At 54.7% G+C, this 16065-nt stretch carries 17 protein-coding genes; 7 read left to right on the plus strand and 10 right to left on the minus strand.

Annotated features, from left to right (window positions below; genetic code table 11):
- Nucleotide 1: 1 nt before the first annotated feature.
- A complete protein-coding gene (ascB, locus tag EQY_RS0118710) occupies nt 2-1426 on the plus strand; it encodes a 6-phospho-beta-glucosidase AscB (protein WP_000110358.1) in 1425 nt (474 codons plus the stop codon).
- Between the two features lie 157 nt (nt 1427-1583).
- Here the strand turns inward: ascB and hycI are convergent, their stop codons facing one another.
- The 9 genes from hycI to hycA all read right to left on the minus strand — a co-directional run bounded on the left by hycI (nt 1584) and on the right by hycA (nt 9446).
- On the minus strand, nt 1584-2054 hold the full coding sequence (gene hycI, locus EQY_RS0118715) for a hydrogenase maturation peptidase HycI (protein WP_000132961.1): 471 nt from the start codon (nt 2052-2054) through the stop codon (nt 1584-1586).
- Nucleotides 2047-2457, minus strand: coding sequence for a formate hydrogenlyase assembly protein HycH (gene hycH, locus EQY_RS0118720; protein ID WP_001291932.1), 411 nt, complete (start codon nt 2455-2457; stop codon nt 2047-2049). The genes hycI and hycH overlap by 8 nt, the downstream gene beginning before the upstream one ends.
- Nucleotides 2454-3221: a formate hydrogenlyase subunit HycG gene (gene hycG, locus EQY_RS0118725; RefSeq protein WP_000067387.1), complete on the minus strand. Its 768-nt coding sequence runs from the start codon at nt 3219-3221 to the stop codon at nt 2454-2456. Before hycG ends, hycH begins: the two co-directional genes overlap by 4 nt.
- On the minus strand, nt 3221-3763 hold the full coding sequence (hycF, locus tag EQY_RS0118730) for a formate hydrogenlyase subunit HycF (protein ID WP_000493804.1): 543 nt from the start codon (nt 3761-3763) through the stop codon (nt 3221-3223). Before hycF ends, hycG begins: the two co-directional genes overlap by 1 nt.
- Before the next feature lie 9 nt (nt 3764-3772).
- Nucleotides 3773-5482, minus strand: coding sequence for a formate hydrogenlyase subunit HycE (gene hycE / locus EQY_RS0118735; RefSeq protein WP_001288118.1), 1710 nt, complete (start codon nt 5480-5482; stop codon nt 3773-3775).
- Nucleotides 5483-5499: 17 nt separating this feature from the next.
- Nucleotides 5500-6423 carry a formate hydrogenlyase subunit HycD gene (gene hycD / locus EQY_RS0118740; protein WP_000115224.1) on the minus strand — a complete coding sequence of 308 codons (924 nt, stop codon included), beginning with the start codon at nt 6421-6423 and terminating at the stop codon, nt 5500-5502.
- Between the two features lie 2 nt (nt 6424-6425).
- Nucleotides 6426-8252 (minus strand): formate hydrogenlyase subunit 3, encoded by a 1827-nt coding sequence (gene hycC, locus EQY_RS0118745; RefSeq protein WP_001274377.1) that lies wholly within the window; start codon nt 8250-8252, stop codon nt 6426-6428.
- On the minus strand, nt 8249-8860 hold the full coding sequence (hycB, locus tag EQY_RS0118750; RefSeq protein ID WP_001079186.1) for a formate hydrogenlyase subunit HycB: 612 nt from the start codon (nt 8858-8860) through the stop codon (nt 8249-8251). The genes hycC and hycB overlap by 4 nt, the downstream gene beginning before the upstream one ends.
- A gap of 124 nt (nt 8861-8984) precedes the next feature.
- Nucleotides 8985-9446, minus strand: coding sequence for a formate hydrogenlyase regulator HycA (gene hycA / locus EQY_RS0118760; RefSeq protein WP_000158051.1), 462 nt, complete (start codon nt 9444-9446; stop codon nt 8985-8987).
- A 212-nt stretch (nt 9447-9658) separates the two neighbouring features.
- Here hycA and hypA point away from each other — a divergent pair, with 212 nt between their 5' ends.
- The 6 genes from hypA to flhA all read left to right on the plus strand — a co-directional run bounded on the left by hypA (nt 9659) and on the right by flhA (nt 15428).
- Complete coding sequence (gene hypA, locus EQY_RS0118765) at nt 9659-10009, plus strand: hydrogenase maturation nickel metallochaperone HypA (protein ID WP_001516945.1); 351 nt, start codon at nt 9659-9661, stop codon at nt 10007-10009.
- Between the two features lie 3 nt (nt 10010-10012).
- Nucleotides 10013-10885, plus strand: a complete 873-nt coding sequence (gene hypB / locus EQY_RS0118770) for a hydrogenase nickel incorporation protein HypB (RefSeq protein ID WP_000337678.1) — start codon at nt 10013-10015, stop codon at nt 10883-10885.
- The gene (gene hypC / locus EQY_RS0118775) at nt 10876-11148 is read left to right on the plus strand and encodes a hydrogenase 3 maturation protein HypC (protein WP_000334881.1); all 273 of its coding nucleotides are present in this window, start codon (nt 10876-10878) and stop codon (nt 11146-11148) included. The genes hypB and hypC overlap by 10 nt, the downstream gene beginning before the upstream one ends.
- Nucleotides 11148-12269: a hydrogenase formation protein HypD gene (gene hypD, locus EQY_RS0118780; RefSeq protein WP_001212986.1), complete on the plus strand. Its 1122-nt coding sequence runs from the start codon at nt 11148-11150 to the stop codon at nt 12267-12269. The genes hypC and hypD overlap by 1 nt, the downstream gene beginning before the upstream one ends.
- Nucleotides 12266-13276: a hydrogenase maturation carbamoyl dehydratase HypE gene (gene hypE, locus EQY_RS0118785; RefSeq protein ID WP_001059921.1), complete on the plus strand. Its 1011-nt coding sequence runs from the start codon at nt 12266-12268 to the stop codon at nt 13274-13276. Before hypD ends, hypE begins: the two co-directional genes overlap by 4 nt.
- 73 nt (nt 13277-13349) lie before the next feature.
- Nucleotides 13350-15428 carry a formate hydrogenlyase transcriptional activator FlhA gene (flhA, locus tag EQY_RS0118790; protein WP_024212650.1) on the plus strand — a complete coding sequence of 693 codons (2079 nt, stop codon included), beginning with the start codon at nt 13350-13352 and terminating at the stop codon, nt 15426-15428.
- A 38-nt stretch (nt 15429-15466) separates the two neighbouring features.
- On the opposite strand, the gene EQY_RS0118795 is transcribed toward flhA, so the two are convergent.
- Nucleotides 15467-15820, minus strand: a complete 354-nt coding sequence (locus EQY_RS0118795; protein WP_000015504.1) for a nitrous oxide-stimulated promoter family protein — start codon at nt 15818-15820, stop codon at nt 15467-15469.
- Nucleotides 15821-16065 lie beyond the last annotated feature (245 nt).

Genomic DNA, 16065 nt, shown 5'->3' on the forward strand with positions numbered 1-16065 from the left:
AATGTCAGTATTTCCAGAAGGTTTTTTATGGGGCGGCGCGCTTGCCGCCAACCAGTCTGAAGGTGCGTACCGTGAAGGTGGCAAAGGGCTGACCACGGTCGATATGATCCCACACGGCGAGCATCGAATGGCGGTGAAACTGGGGCTGGAAAAACGTTTTCAGTTGCGCGATGACGAGTTTTACCCCAGCCATGAGGCGACGGATTTTTATCATCGGTATAAAGAAGATATCGCCCTGATGGCAGAGATGGGATTCAAGGTTTTCCGTACCTCAATAGCCTGGAGCCGCCTCTTCCCGCAGGGCGATGAGCTGACGCCCAACCAGCAGGGCATTGCTTTTTATCGTTCTGTCTTTGAAGAGTGTAAAAAGTACGGTATCGAACCGCTGGTCACGTTGTGTCACTTCGATGTGCCGATGCATCTGGTGACGGAATATGGCTCCTGGCGTAACCGTAAGCTGGTGGAGTTTTTCACTCGCTACGCCCGAACCTGTTTTGAAGCATTTGATGGCCTGGTGAAATACTGGCTAACCTTCAATGAAATCAACATTATGTTGCATAGCCCGTTCTCCGGTGCGGGTCTGGTGTTTGAAGAAGGGGAAAATCAGGATCAGGTGAAATATCAGGCCGCACACCACCAGCTGATTGCCAGTGCATTAGCCACCAAAATCGCCCATGAGGTTAACCCGCAAAATCAGGTGGGCTGTATGCTGGCGGGCGGTAACTTCTACCCTTACAGTTGCAAGCCGGAAGATGTCTGGGCGGCGCTGGAGAAAGATCGGGAAAACCTGTTTTTTATCGATGTGCAGGCGCGGGGCGCGTACCCAGCTTACTCTGCCCGCGTATTTCGCGAAAAAGGGGTAACCATCGACAAAGCACCGGGCGATGATGAGATCCTGAAAAACACCGTCGATTTTGTCTCTTTCAGCTATTACGCCTCGCGCTGCGCCTCGGCGGAGATGAACGCCAACAACAGCAGTGCGGCGAACGTGGTGAAATCGCTGCGTAACCCGTATCTGCAAGTGAGCGACTGGGGCTGGGGAATTGATCCACTCGGTCTGCGTATCACCATGAATATGATGTACGACCGTTATCAGAAGCCGCTGTTTCTGGTGGAAAACGGCCTGGGCGCAAAAGATGAATTTGCTGCCAATGGTGAGATTAACGACGACTATCGCATCAGCTATTTACGCGAACATATCCGCGCAATGGGCGAAGCGATTGCAGACGGCATTCCGCTGATGGGCTACACCACCTGGGGCTGTATTGATTTGGTTTCCGCCTCAACGGGTGAAATGAGCAAACGCTACGGTTTTGTCTACGTAGACCGTGACGACGCAGGCAACGGTACGCTGGCGCGCACGCGTAAGAAATCATTCTGGTGGTATAAAAAAGTGATTGCCAGTAATGGTGAGGATTTAGAGTAGGTAACCGTGCCGGATGCGGCGTAAACGCCTTATCCGGCCTACATGTCGCACGAACCAGGTAGGCCCGATAAGCGCAGCGCAGCGGGCAATCTGGCGTTTGCTATCAGTTCTGATTCCCTCATCAAGAACATCCCTGTCCTGATTCCTTACTGAAAAACTACTCTTCTTCCACCGCTAACTGCGCGAATCCGCCATTCCCTTCCCAGCCTTCCAGTCGTTGATAAACGGTTTCTACCGCATCTTTAATCGGCTGGGTCATCGGGTAGTAAAAGCCGACGATATCCGGCTGGATGCCGAGGAAAATCACTTCGCCAATATCTTCTTTCAACTGGTCGATAAGGTAGTTCAACGGCATGTTATGGGTAGTCATCATAAACATCTCGGCGATATCATCCGGATCGATGATGCGGATCTCGCCGGGGTTTAGCCCCATATCCGTGGCGTCGACAATCAGTAACCGCGTAGGGCGCAGTTCACGGATGGCGACAATGTCGTTTTCCGGTGCGCTACCGCCGTCAATCACCACCCAATTACCTTTCGGCGCGGCGGCGCACTTTTCCGCCAGCAGCGGGCCTGCGCCATCATCGCCCATCATGCTATTACCAACACAGAGTAAAACGTCAGTCACGCAGTCTCCTCACCATCAAATAGATGGCGTTTTCCTGATGAATATCATGCAGCATACTTAACAGCATTGTACTCCATTCCTTCTGCTGCGAAGTTTGCGTTGCCCGGGCTTTATCGAATGCGTTGGCCAGCATCGGCACATGGTTAATGTCGATGACGATTTCACCATATTTCGGCACGCCTTCCATTTTGCGGCGGGCTTCGCTGCCCGCCTCCAGAGTGGCAATCCATGCCAGATATTCATCCCACGGGCAGGTGAGCACCGCTTCCAGACAATCGATAACCCCAAGGTGGTGACCAATCGCCAGGCTGTAATAGACCACCTGCTGCGCCTCGGCGGGCGTGGCATCGTTCTCATCAATAAATTTACGGCTCAGTTGACTGAACACCACCTTTTCACTCATCGGATACGCGCCTCTTCAACAACATGATTCAGATGGCTGACAATCTCGTTCAGACGCGGATCGTTTTCCGCTTCCAGCCAGCGAGCAACCTGCTCTTCGCCCTGCCCTAATTGCGTAAGGAAGTCATCGGCAATCTGGCGACCGTAGCGGTAACCCGCCAGGCGACGCGCTTCGCGATCCACTTTCACGCGCAGCGGCTGCACCATATCCGGATGCAGAATCTCTGCCGGTTGCTCATCCAGTTCGCCTGGCTCACGGGCATGGATTTTCTGCTCCAGCAGGCCGAGCGCCATTGCAAAGCCGTACAGCGTGGCGGCAGGCGTTGGCGGGCAACCAGGGATGTAAACATCCACCGGGACGATTTTATCCGTACCGCCCCACACGCAGTAGAGATCGTGGAAAATGCCACCGCTGTTACCGCAGGCACCGTAAGAGATACAGATTTTAGGGTCCGGCGCGGACTGCCACGCACGTAGCGCAGGGGATCGCATTGCACGGGTGACCGCGCCGGTAAACAGTAAAATATCCGCATGACGCGGGGACGGAACAACTTTAATACCGAAGCGTTCTGCATCGAACAGCGGCGAAAGCGTGGCGAAAATTTCAATTTCGCAGCCGTTGCAGCCACCGCAGTCCACGCGGTAAACGTAGGCAGAACGTTTGATTTTTTTCAGTAACGACGCCTTCATGCTGGCGATGGATTCATCCACCGTCATCGGAACCGGAATGCCGTTGGCGTCACGGGGGCCTAATAAATTGCTCATCAGATGGCCTCTTTCATATGGCGAGTCAGTTCAATACGGTCGGACGGCACCAGGCATTTCTGGCGCTTACATTCCGGGCAAGTCTCAAAGCTTTCGCGGTGGTTTTCCGCGCGGCTGTCACCATTGTGCTTAAGCAGCGCAATGGCGTAGTCGATCTCTTTCTGTACGGCGAAAGGACGATTGCAGACGCGGCAGTTGCACAGCGCGAAGCGGGACTGTTGCAGGAAGTCTTCTTTCTTCCACACCGCCAGTTCGTACTCTTGCGACAGTTTGATTGCCGCCGTCGGGCAGACTTCTTCGCAGCGTCCACAGAAGATGCAGCGCCCAAGATTGAACTGCCACGCCAGCTCACCGGTGGTGAGGTCGGTTTCAACCGTTAAGGCGTTTGACGGGCAGGCATTGACGCAGGCCGCGCAGCCAATGCACTGCTGCGGGTTCTGCTCTGGCTTACCACGGAAGTTTTTATCAACCGCAATCGGCTCCAGCGGATAAGACGAGGTCGCCGTGCCGGTTTTGATGACTTTTTTGATAAAGGTAAACATGGCGATTCCTTATTTCAGCGGCGAGTTTTTACGCTCAATGCTGTAACGCTCGAGTTCTTTGTACGGCACCACTTTGCTCTTCTTCTTACGCACATCGACCACGGTCATGCGGTCGGTACAGGAGTAGCAAGGGTCGAGGCTACCGATAATCAGCGGCGCATCAGAAACGGTGTTGCCGCGCAACATGTAGCGCAGGGTCGGCCAGTTCGCGTAGGTCGCGGCACGACAGCGCCAGCGGTACAGCTTCTGGTTATCGCCGGTCATGCTCCAGTGGATATCATCGCCGCGCGGCGCTTCGGCAAAGCCCAGCGCAAAACGGTGTGGAATGTAGGTGAATCCTTCCACCGCCAGCGGGCCGCCTGGCAGATTGTCCAGGCCGTAGTCGATCATATTGAGCGAGGTAAAGACTTCGTTGATACGCACTTTCAGACGCGAAATAACGTCGCAGCCCTGCTCGCTGTGAACTTCCATCGGCAGCAGGCCATAACCGACAAACGGGTGATCAGCACGGGTATCACGAGCGTGGCCGCTGGCGCGCACCATCGGGCCAACGTTACTGAAATCGCGGGCGATTTCCGGATCCAGACGACCAATGCCGACGGTGCGCTGTTCCATATTTGGCGTACTCAGCAGCACATCCACCAGCTCCTGTACTTCACGACGCATTTGCTGCGCCAGTTGACGGGTCTGGATCATGTCATCTTTCAGCAGATCGCGACGAATCCCGCCGATCAGGTTCAGACCGTAAGTTTTACGCGCCCCGGTGAGGATCTCCGCCATTTTCATGGAAGATTCACGCACGCGGAAGAACTGCATAAAGCCGGAGTCAAAGCCGGTAAAGTGACAGGCGAGGCCGAGGTTGAGCAGATGCGAGTGCAGGCGTTCCACCTCCAGCAGAATGGCGCGGATCATCTGCGCGCGTTCTGGCACCTGAATACCCATCGCGTTTTCCACCGACGTGGTGTAGGCGGTGCTGTGGGCAAAGCCGCAGATCCCGCAAACACGATCCGACAGGAAGGTCACTTCGTTGTAACCCATACGGGTTTCCGCCAGTTTTTCCATGCCGCGATGGACGTAGAACAGGCGGTAGTCGGCGTCGATAATGTTTTCGCCGTCAACGAACAGGCGGAAGTGACCCGGTTCATCGGAGGTAACGTGCAGTGGGCCAATCGGCACCACGTTGTTTTTCTTGTCGCCCAGTTCGTTGATGAACTCGTAGGTTTCAGCATCGGTGGTCGGTGCCGGACGCTGACGATAATCCATGCTGTCTTTACGCAGCGGATAAAGTTCATCCGGCCAGTCATCCGGCAGCACCAGACGACGTTCATCCGGCAGACCAACCGGAATCAAACCGTACATATCGCGCACTTCACGCTCGCCCCACACCGCCGCCGGAACGCGCGGCGTCACGGACGGATATTCCGGTTTGTTGGCGTCAACTTCGACGCGAACCGTGATCCAGCACTTAGTCCCCTTCTCCATCGACAGCACGTAATAAACGGCGTAATGACCATTCAGTTTGCGTTCGTCGTTACCAAACAGTACCGACAGCCAGCCACCCTGTTTGTAGTAGAGGAACTCCACCACTTCCGGCAGATAGTTCACCTTTACGGTCACGGTCAGCTGATCTTTGGTCTGCCAGGCGTGATCCAGCACGACGCCCGGAAATGCCTCATTCAGCGCGGCGAGATAATGTTGACCTAATTTTTCTTCAGACATGCTCATACTCTCTTTAATCACGCCGCCAGCAAGGAGACGAACGCTAAAAATGCAAAGCCAAACCCAGCCCAGGTAATGCGCGGAGTAATATCAAGACGCAGACGGGCCATGCTGTTTTCGAACAGCGCGATAACCAGGACGCCGACCACCAGTTTGACGATGGCAATCACCAGCGCCAGCAGCAGCCCGCCAGCGGTGAAGGTTTCCATTTGTCCCCACGGAATAAACACCCCGACGAACATCTGCAACACCACCAGCTGTTTCAGGCTGATACCCCATTTCATGACGCCAAAGCCGCTGCCGCTGTATTCAGAGAGCGGCCCTTCCTGCAACTCCTGCTCGGCTTCCGCCAGGTCGAACGGCAGTTTGCCCATTTCGATAAAGGTGGCGAATGCGCAGGCACAGAGTGCCAGCACCAGCGGGATGCTCTGGCTCAGAGGCCAGTGGTAAACGGTGTCGGTGATGTTGCTGATGTTGGTGGAACCGGCAACCTGCGCCGCGACCCACAGGCCGAGCAACAACATCGGCTCGACCAGCACACCGAGCATCGCTTCACGGCTCGCGCCGATAGCGGTAAACGGGCTACCGGTATCCAGACCGGAAATGGCAAAGAAGAAACGCGCGATGGCAAAGAGATACAGTAAGGTGATCAAATCGCCCAGTTGCGGCAGCGGAGAACCGACGGTCACCACCGGCAGCGCGGTAGCGATAGTCAGCATGACGCCCACCATCACGTATGGCGTCAGGCGGAACACCCAGCCGGAGGCATCCGGGCCAACACTCTGACGCCCCAGCAGTTTGATAATGTCGCGATATTCCTGCAACACGCCCGGTCCGCGACGGTTATGCAAGCGTGCGCGCGCCACGCGGGTTATACCGGAGAGCAGCGGCGCAACGGCAAATAACACCAGCGCCTGAATTAACGGATATAAAACACTCATTCTCAGGCTCCTCGTGAAACAATAATCACCACCAGCACCGCCAGTTCAACCAGCGCCATCCGGCGGAACAGCAACGCACTCCCCTCGCTCTGCCAGCCCGGCACCAGCGACACTGGATTCAGCACTTTGCGCAGTTTCAGCACCGGCGCAAACGCCTGTTTCACCGGCATGGCAAAACCATGAGCAGTAATCACCATTGATTTTTCATGGTCGTAGCCGCACACCCATGCCGCGCCACGGGAACGCGACGGCAGGCGGTCGCCTTTGCAAATCGCCATAATGATGAATGGCAGCAGCGGGCAGGCAATCAGCAGCAACGTGATCATTGGTTGAGAAACGGTGGTGTTAGCAGGCTCCAGCGGCAGAGGTACAGCTGCTGACAGCATCGGCAGCAGCCACGGCGCAGCAACACCGCCAATCACGCAGCAAATCGCCAGTGCCACCACGCTGACGCTCATCAGGAGCGGCGCACAGGTGGCGTTTTCGGCTTCTTTGGTACGCGGCGCGCCGAGGAACGTAACGCCATAGACTTTCGCCATACACATCACCGCCAGCGCACCGGTAATTGCCAGCCCCACGGCGAGCAGCGGCCCCAGCAGACGGGCAACGAACGTTCCGCTATTGCTCAGTTTGAAGAAGGATTGATAGATAACCCATTCACCGGCAAAACCGTTCAACGGCGGCAACGCAGCCATTGCCATCAGCCCGACTAACATGGCGATGGAGATAACCGGCATTTTCTTGCCAATGCCGCCGAGTTTTTCGATATCGCGATGACCAGTACGGAACCAGACGCTACCCGCCCCAAGGAACAGTACGCTTTTGAACAGGCTATGATTAAGCAGATGGTACAGGCCACCGACCAGGCCAAGAGCAATCAGCGCCGGTTGTTCGAGCGCGATACCCGTTACGCCAGCCCCCAGCCCCAGCAGGATGATGCCGATATTTTCCAGTGTGTGGTAAGCCAGCAGACGCTGGATGTTGTGCTCCATCAGCGCATACAAACCACCGACGAACGCGGTGATCATGCCGAGCACCAGCAGCGCAATTCCCCACCACAGCGGCGCGTTACCGCCCAGCAGAGACAGGGTTAAAATGCCCAGCAGGCCGATTTTCATTACCACCGTGGAAAACAGCGCGGCAGCAGGCGCAGAAGCGTTAGCATGAGCCTGCGGCACCCAGCCGTGCAGCGGGATAATCCCGGCCAGCAGACCAAAGCCAATCACGCCGAGCAGCCAGATATCGGAACCGAGCGGCAGCTGTTGCACGCGCATATCCAGCAGGCGCAGATCCAGCGTGCCGTAACGTTGCCAGAGCAGCCAGCAGGCAATCGCCAGCAGCAGAGTGCCAAGACGCCCCAGCGCAAACCACAGTTTGCCCTCTTTGCTGTTGCTGGTGAGAAACACCGCGCACAGAGCCATGATTTCGGCCATTACCACGAACATGCCCAGATTGCTGGCAATGACGGCGCACACGGCGGCAACCATCAGCATATTGATCTGCAAACCGTTGCATTTCACCTGCGCGTGGCGATGCCAGTCAATGTTGTAGAGGCTGACAAACAGGCCGCACAGGCCGAGGGTTATCAACCAAATCGCGTTAAGCGGAGAGATTTGCACATCGTAGCTTACCAGTGACAGCGTACCGCTCACGCCGACCGCCCCCGTCAGCACGGTGAAACCTGCTGCTGCTGTGTATACGCTACCAACCGCGCCGCCAATCCCGGCTATCCAGCCACTCAGCGCCTTATGAAAAGAAAAGAGAAATGCCAGAACAGCGGCGGCAACAAACCACGCCACGCCGCTGTTGATCAGGGAAATTGCGCTCATTTAGCCTCTCCACTTTGAGCCTGCTGAAACAAGGTGAGATCGCCAAAGTCCGTATTAAAAGTCAGCTCACGCTTACGTTTGCTGACGCGGGCGATATCGGTGTTATCCACCAGATGCAGGGCTTTGGTTGGGCACATCCGCACGCAAGCTGGACCTTGTTCATCAAAGCTACAAAGATCACATTTGACGGCGATCGCGCGAATGCCCGGCACCCAGTCAAGCAATGTGCTGACACGCGCCGGAGCAGGCGGTGCCGGTGGCGCTTTCGGGGTATTGGCATTTGCCGGAATATCCAGCGGACGGCTGCCGGAAAATTCAATTGCGCCAAACGGGCAGGCGATGCCGCAAAGTTTGCAGCTTACGCACAGACTTTCATTCAACTGCACGGCACCATCAACGCGGGTGATGGCATTAACCGGGCAGACCACCGCACAGGGCGCATCTTCACAGTGGTGACAGAGCTGCGGTGCAGATTCTTTTTCATTTAGCATCACTCGCAGGCGCGGCATGGATTGCAGGCCGTGCTGGCGATGCGTCTCTGAACAGGCGGCCTCACAGGTGTGGCAGCCGATACAGAGCGTGGAGTCAGCAATTACAAAACGATTCACCAGGCATTCCTCAGGTGATTGTCATTTTTGACGAAAACATGCCGATGAAATGTCATTTTCGACACTCATCGACACGCCCATCCCCAAACAGGCATGACGCCTGCAAAACGGGCAAAGCCTCAGCTCATGCTGCCGAGCTTTGTCCCTCTATCAGTTGGCTTAAATTCACCGGGGTATTGTTTTCAATGGCGGTGTATAAGCTGTCGTAAACGCCGGCGATTTTTTCGAGATAGTGTTCCAGCACTTGTTCGCGATTACGGATGTTGACCTTGCCATCAATCATGCCGTCACTGCTCAACTGAGCCAGTGCAATCCGCTGTTTGTCTTCGCCATCTTTCGTTTCGACGTAATACTCGATGGTATGGCTGTTAAAGCCATCCGCCAGGGTGACGTAAATGCGAAAATGTTCAAAAAGAACGAAACAGAGTTCTTTATCTGGCGCGCAGCTCATCGCGTGATGCAAACGCGCTTTTGATAACGTGATCCCCTGAACCAGCGAATTGCAATAGATATGCCACTGGTCCTGTAGGCGACGATGCCGCTGTGCGATGTAATCGGCTTTCTCGCTTATTTCCCAAATAGTCATTGTCAGGTTACCCGTTTAACAGAGATGCCTGCCCTTAAGCATTTTTTGTGCCAATTTTTAATTCATTGTTATTTAGGTGATTTTTATGATTCCGCTGAATTTCGACGCCGTGTCGACGTGTCATTTCGACATCATCGACATTATTCACCGCAGGGATAGTCAACACTGGCACAATTATTGCTTATAGCTGGCAATAGTTAATGGGAGGCGATATGCACGAAATAACCCTCTGCCAACGGGCACTGGAATTGATTGAACAACAGGCCGCAAAGCACGGTGCAAAACGCGTAACTGGGGTCTGGCTCAAAATTGGCGCATTTTCTTGTGTCGAAACCAGCTCTCTTGCCTTTTGTTTTGATCTGGTTTGCCGTGGCAGCGTGGCGGAAGGTTGTAAACTGCACCTCGAAGAACAAGAGGCCGAATGCTGGTGTGAAACATGCCAACAGTATGTGACGCTACTGACCCAGCGCGTCCGCCGCTGCCCACAGTGTCATGGCGACATGCTGCGCATTGTGGCAGACGACGGTTTACAGATTCGGCGGATAGAAATAGACCAGGAGTGAGCGATGTGTACAACATGCGGTTGCGGTGAAGGCAACCTGTATATCGAGGGTGATGAACATAACCCTCATTCCGCGTTTCGTAGCGCGCCTTTTGCCCCGGCTGCACGCCCGAAGATGAAAATAACCGGCATTAAAGCGCCTGAATTTACCCCCAGCCAGACCGAAGAGGGCGACCTGCATTACGGTCATGGCGAAGCAGGCACACACGCGCCGGGCATGAGCCAGCGCCGGATGCTGGAAGTCGAAATTGACGTGCTGGACAAAAATAATCGCCTGGCTGAACGTAACCGCGCGCGTTTTGCTGCCCGTAATCAACTGGTGCTCAACCTGGTATCCAGCCCCGGTTCCGGTAAAACCACGCTGCTGACGGAAACCTTAATGCGCCTGAAAGACAGCGTTCCGTGCGCGGTTATTGAAGGCGACCAGCAAACCGTGAACGATGCCGCACGCATTCGCGCTACCGGCACACCAGCGATTCAGGTGAACACCGGTAAAGGCTGCCATCTTGACGCACAGATGATTGCCGACGCCGCACCGCGTCTGCCGCTGGACGATAACGGTATTCTGTTTATCGAAAACGTTGGCAACCTCGTATGCCCGGCCAGCTTCGATCTCGGTGAAAAACACAAAGTGGCGGTGCTTTCCGTTACCGAAGGCGAAGACAAACCGCTGAAATATCCGCATATGTTTGCCGCCGCCTCGCTGATGCTGCTCAACAAAGTTGACCTGCTGCCGTATCTCAATTTCGACGTTGAGAAATGCATCGCCTGCGCCCGCGAAGTCAATCCAGAAATTGAAATCATCCTCATTTCCGCCACCAGCGGCGAAGGGATGGACCAGTGGCTGAACTGGCTGGAGACACAGCGATGTGCATAGGCGTTCCCGGCCAGATTCGCACCATTGACGGCAACCAGGCGAAAGTCGACGTCTGCGGCATTCAGCGCGATGTCGATTTAACGTTAGTCGGCAGCTGCGATGAAAACGGTCAGCCGCGCGTGGGCCAGTGGGTACTGGTTCACGTTGGCTTTGCCATGAGCGTAATTAATGAAGCCGAAGCGCGCGACACCCTCGACGCATTACAAAATATGTTTGACGTTGAGCCGGATGTTGGCGCGCTGTTGTATGGCGAGGAAAAATAATGCGTTTTGTTGATGAATATCGCGCGCCGGAACAGGTGATGCAGTTAATTGAGCATCTGCGCGAACGTGCTTCACATCTCTCTTACACTGCCGAACGCCCTCTGCGCATTATGGAAGTGTGTGGCGGTCATACCCACGCCATTTTTAAATTCGGCCTCGACCAGTTACTGCCGGAAAACGTTGAGTTTATCCACGGTCCGGGTTGCCCGGTGTGCGTACTGCCAATGGGTAGAATCGACACCTGCGTGGAGATTGCCAGCCATCCGGAAGTCATCTTCTGTACCTTTGGCGATGCCATGCGCGTACCAGGGAAACAGGGTTCGCTGTTGCAGGCAAAAGCACGCGGTGCCGATGTGCGCATCGTTTACTCGCCAATGGATGCGTTGAAACTGGCGCAGGAGAATCCAACCCGTAAAGTGGTATTCTTCGGCTTAGGTTTTGAAACCACCATGCCGACGACGGCCATCACTCTGCAACAGGCGAAAGCCCGCGATGTGCAGAATTTTTACTTCTTCTGCCAGCACATTACGCTTATCCCGACGCTGCGCAGTTTGCTGGAACAGCCAGATAACGGTATCGACGCGTTTCTTGCGCCCGGTCACGTTAGTATGGTTATCGGCACTGATGCCTATAATTTTATCGCCAGCGATTTTAATCGTCCGCTGGTGGTCGCTGGTTTCGAACCACTTGATCTACTACAAGGCGTGGTGATGCTGGTAGAGCAGAAAATAGCGGCCCACAGCAAAGTAGAGAATCAGTACCGTAGGGTGGTGCCTGACGCAGGTAACCTGCTGGCGCAACAGGCGATAGCCGACGTGTTCTGTGTTAACGGCGATAGCGAATGGCGTGGCCTTGGGGTGATCGAATCTTCTGGCGTGCATCTGACGCCGGATTATCAGCGATTTGACGCTGAAGCGCATTTCCGCCCGGCACCGCAGCAGGTTTGCGATGATCCACGCGCGCGCTGTGGCGAAGTATTGACGGGCAAATGTAAGCCGCATCAATGCCCGCTTTTTGGTAACACCTGTAATCCTCAAACCGCATTCGGCGCGCTGATGGTCTCCTCTGAAGGAGCGTGCGCCGCGTGGTATCAGTATCGTCAGCAGGAGAGTGAAGCGTGAATAATATCCAACTCGCCCACGGCAGCGGCGGCCAGGCGATGCAGCAATTAATCAACAGCCTGTTTATGGAAGCCTTTGCCAACCCGTGGCTGGCAGAGCAGGAAGATCAGGCACGTCTTGATCTGGCGCAGCTGGTAGCGGAAGGCGACCGTCTGGCGTTCTCCACCGACAGTTACGTCATTGACCCGCTGTTTTTCCCTGGCGGCAATATCGGCAAGCTGGCAATTTGCGGCACCGCGAATGACGTTGCGGTCAGTGGCGCTATTCCGCGCTATCTCTCCTGTGGCTTTATCCTCGAAGAAGGATTGCCGATGGAGACACTGAAAGCCGTAGTGACCAGCATGGCAGAAACCGCCCGTGCGGCAGGTATTGCCATTGTTACTGGCGATACTAAAGTGGTGCAGCGCGGCGCGGCAGATAAACTGTTTATCAACACCGCAGGCATGGGCACGATCCCGGCAAATATTCACTGGGGTGCACAAACCCTGACCGCCGGCGATGTATTGCTGGTTAGCGGTACGCTCGGCGACCACGGTGCGACTATCCTTAACTTGCGCGAACAACTGGGGCTGGATGGCGAACTGGTCAGCGACTGCGCGGTGCTGACGCCGCTGATTCAGACGCTGCGAGACATTCCCGGCGTGAAGGCGCTGCGCGATGCCACCCGTGGTGGGGTGAATGCGGTGGTTCATGAGTTTGCGGCAGCCTGCGGTTGCGGCATTGAACTTTCAGAAGCTGCGCTACCGGTTAAACCTGCCGTGCGCGGCGTTTGTGAGCTGCTGGGGCTGGACGCCCTCAACTTTGCCAACGAAGGTAAGCTGGTGATTGCCGTAGAGCGTAACGCGGCTGAGCAAGTGTTGGCGGCGCTGCATTCCCATCCACTAGGACAGGATGCGGCGTTAATTGGCGAAGTGGTGGAACGTAAAGGTGTTCGTCTCGCAGGGCTTTATGGCGTGAAACGAACTCTCGATCTACCTCACGCCGAACCGCTGCCTCGTATATGCTAATAAAAATCTAAAGCTCCTATAATTTGTCATTTACCTTTTGCACCGCTTAGCGGTGCTTTCCTGGAAGAACAACATGTCGTATACACCGATGAGTGATCTCGGGCAACAAGGGTTGTTCGACATCACTCGGACACTATTGCAGCAGCCCGATCTGGCCTCGCTGTGTGAGGCTCTTTCGCAACTGGTAAAGCGTTCTGCGCTCGCCGACAACGCGGCGATTGTGTTGTGGCAAGCGCAGACTCAACGTGCGACTTATTACGCGTCGCGTGACAAAGAACCCCCTATAAAATACGAAGACGAAACCGTTCTGGCACATGGGCCGGTGCGCAGCATTTTGTCACGTCCTGATACGCTGCATTGCAGCTACGAAGAATTTTGTGAAACCTGGCCACAACTGGCCACAAGCGGGCTATACCCTAAATTTGGTCACTATTGCCTGATGCCACAGGCAGCGGAAGGACATATTTTTGGCGGCTGTGAATTTATTCGTTATGACGATCGCCCGTGGAGCGAAAAAGAGTTCAATCGCCTGCAAACTTTTACGCAGATTGTTTCTGTTGTCACCGAGCAAATTCAGAGTCGCATCATCAACAATGTCGACTACGAACTGTTATGTCGGGAACGGGATAACTTCCGCATTCTGGTTGCCATCACCAATGCGGTACTCTCCCGCCTGGACATGGACGAACTGGTCAGCGAAGTGGCGAAAGAGATCCACTACTACTTCGACATTGACGATATCAGCATCGTCTTACGCAGCCACCGCAAAAACAAACTCAACGTCTACTCCACTCACTATCTCGATAAACAGCATCCCACTCACGAACAGAGTGAAGTTGATGAGGCCGGAACCCTCACCGAGCGCGTATTTAAAAGCAAAGAGATGCTGCTGATTAATCTCCACGAGCGGGATGATTTAGCCCCCTACGAACGCATGTTGTTCGATACCTGGGGCAACCAGATCCAGACGCTGTGCCTGCTGCCGTTGATGTCTGGCAATACCATGCTGGGCGTGCTGAAACTGGCACAGTGCGAAGAGAAAACATTTACCACCACCAACCTGAGTTTGCTGCGCCAGATTGCCGAACGAGTGGCAATCGCCGTGGATAATGCCCTCGCCTACCAGGAAATCCACCGTCTGAAAGAGCGGCTGGTTGATGAAAACCTTGCCCTGACGGAACAACTCAACAAAGTGGATAGTGAATTTGGCGAGATTATTGGTCGCAGCGAAGCCATGTACAGCGTGCTTAAACAAGTTGAAATGGTGGCGCAAAGCGACAGTACCGTTCTGATCCTCGGTGAAACTGGCACGGGTAAAGAGCTGATTGCCCGCGCAATCCATAATCTCAGTGGGCGTAATAATCGTCGCATGGTGAAAATGAACTGCGCCGCCATGCCTGCCGGATTACTGGAAAGCGATCTGTTTGGTCATGAACGTGGTGCCTTTACCGGTGCCAGCGCCCAGCGCATCGGTCGTTTTGAACTGGCGGATAAAAGTTCGCTGTTCCTCGATGAAGTGGGTGATATGCCACTGGAGTTACAGCCGAAGTTGCTGCGCGTATTACAGGAGCAGGAGTTTGAACGCCTCGGCAGCAACAAAATCATTCAGACAGACGTGCGTTTAATCGCCGCAACTAATCGCGATCTGAAAAAAATGGTCGCCGACCGCGAGTTCCGTAGCGATCTCTATTACCGCCTGAACGTCTTCCCGATCCACCTGCCGCCGTTACGCGAGCGCCCGGAAGATATTCCGCTGCTGGCGAAAGCCTTTACCTTCAAAATTGCCCGCCGACTGGGGCGCAATATCGACAGCATTCCTGCCGAGACACTGCGCATATTGAGCAACATGGAATGGCCGGGTAACGTGCGCGAACTGGAAAATGTTATTGAGCGTGCGGTACTGCTGACTCGCGGTAATGTTCTACAACTCTCTTTACCCGATATCTCACTGCCAGAACCCGAAACGCCGCCTGCTGCAACGGTCGTCGCTCAGGAAGGCGAAGATGAATATCAACTGATTGTTCGCGTATTAAAAGAGACGAACGGCGTAGTCGCGGGTCCGAAAGGCGCTGCGCAACGTCTGGGGTTAAAACGCACGACCCTGCTGTCACGGATGAAGCGGCTGGGAATTGATAAAGCGGCGTTGGTTTAATCGTCTGGAGTGCCGGACAGGAAGATCTATCCGGCACGCTATTCACGTGGTTTCTTCGGGCGATATTTTTCCGGCAATTCCGGCACCGGACGCTTGTCATCAATCAGATGACGCACGGTTAAGATCGGATGACGCCACAGCATTCGCGGCCCTGCCCAACGCATAATCTGCTTCATCTCCTCACGCTTTGCTGGCTGATAACAGTGAACCGGACACTGCTTACAGGCTGGTTTCTCTTCGCCGAACACACATTTATCCAGCCGCTTTTGCGCGTAAGCAAACAGCGCATCGTAATGCCCCGGCTCCGCTGACGCCTGCGGGCATTGCGCTTGATAAAGATCGATCATTCTTTTAATCGTCAGTTTTTCACGAGAGATACGCTTACCGGACATGCTGCCTCCACACTCTTAAGGTGCATTTATATTACAACTTAAATGTAAAGGGGACTATGGCTCTGAAGGAGAAGGTTTCTTCAACCAGACAATGTTGCGCCCCTTCTCCACAGCCAACAAGCAAACGCTGCAAAGCAGCATTTTTCCCGGAACCGACATCAAGAACTCACCTTTCGCGTCTTCCCCTGAAATGATTAACTCCGGTATCATGTGCGCCTTGGTAGTGACTCCAACTTACTGATAGT

The sequence above is a fragment of the Escherichia sp. TW14182 genome, assembly GCF_000208525.1.
GTDB classification, from domain to species: Bacteria; Pseudomonadota; Gammaproteobacteria; order Enterobacterales; family Enterobacteriaceae; genus Escherichia; species Escherichia ruysiae.

What these genes read in the sequence shown, in the direction of transcription:
- ascB (WP_000110358.1), top strand. Translation starts at nt 2, where the DNA reads ATGTCAGTATTTCCAGAAGGTTTTTTATGGGGCGGCGCGCTTGCCGCC.
- hycH (WP_001291932.1), bottom strand. Translation starts at nt 2,457, where the DNA reads ATGAGTGAAAAGGTGGTGTTCAGTCAACTGAGCCGTAAATTTATTGAT.
- hycG (WP_000067387.1), bottom strand. Translation starts at nt 3,221, where the DNA reads ATGAGCAATTTATTAGGCCCCCGTGACGCCAACGGCATTCCGGTTCCG.
- hycF (WP_000493804.1), bottom strand. Translation starts at nt 3,763, where the DNA reads ATGTTTACCTTTATCAAAAAAGTCATCAAAACCGGCACGGCGACCTCG.
- hycE (WP_001288118.1), bottom strand. Translation starts at nt 5,482, where the DNA reads ATGTCTGAAGAAAAATTAGGTCAACATTATCTCGCCGCGCTGAATGAG.
- hycD (WP_000115224.1), bottom strand. Translation starts at nt 6,423, where the DNA reads ATGAGTGTTTTATATCCGTTAATTCAGGCGCTGGTGTTATTTGCCGTT.
- hycC (WP_001274377.1), bottom strand. Translation starts at nt 8,252, where the DNA reads ATGAGCGCAATTTCCCTGATCAACAGCGGCGTGGCGTGGTTTGTTGCC.
- hycA (WP_000158051.1), bottom strand. Translation starts at nt 9,446, where the DNA reads ATGACTATTTGGGAAATAAGCGAGAAAGCCGATTACATCGCACAGCGG.
- hypA (WP_001516945.1), top strand. Translation starts at nt 9,659, where the DNA reads ATGCACGAAATAACCCTCTGCCAACGGGCACTGGAATTGATTGAACAA.
- hypB (WP_000337678.1), top strand. Translation starts at nt 10,013, where the DNA reads ATGTGTACAACATGCGGTTGCGGTGAAGGCAACCTGTATATCGAGGGT.
- hypC (WP_000334881.1), top strand. Translation starts at nt 10,876, where the DNA reads ATGTGCATAGGCGTTCCCGGCCAGATTCGCACCATTGACGGCAACCAG.
- hypD (WP_001212986.1), top strand. Translation starts at nt 11,148, where the DNA reads ATGCGTTTTGTTGATGAATATCGCGCGCCGGAACAGGTGATGCAGTTA.
- flhA (WP_024212650.1), top strand. Translation starts at nt 13,350, where the DNA reads ATGTCGTATACACCGATGAGTGATCTCGGGCAACAAGGGTTGTTCGAC.
- EQY_RS0118795 (WP_000015504.1), bottom strand. Translation starts at nt 15,820, where the DNA reads ATGTCCGGTAAGCGTATCTCTCGTGAAAAACTGACGATTAAAAGAATG.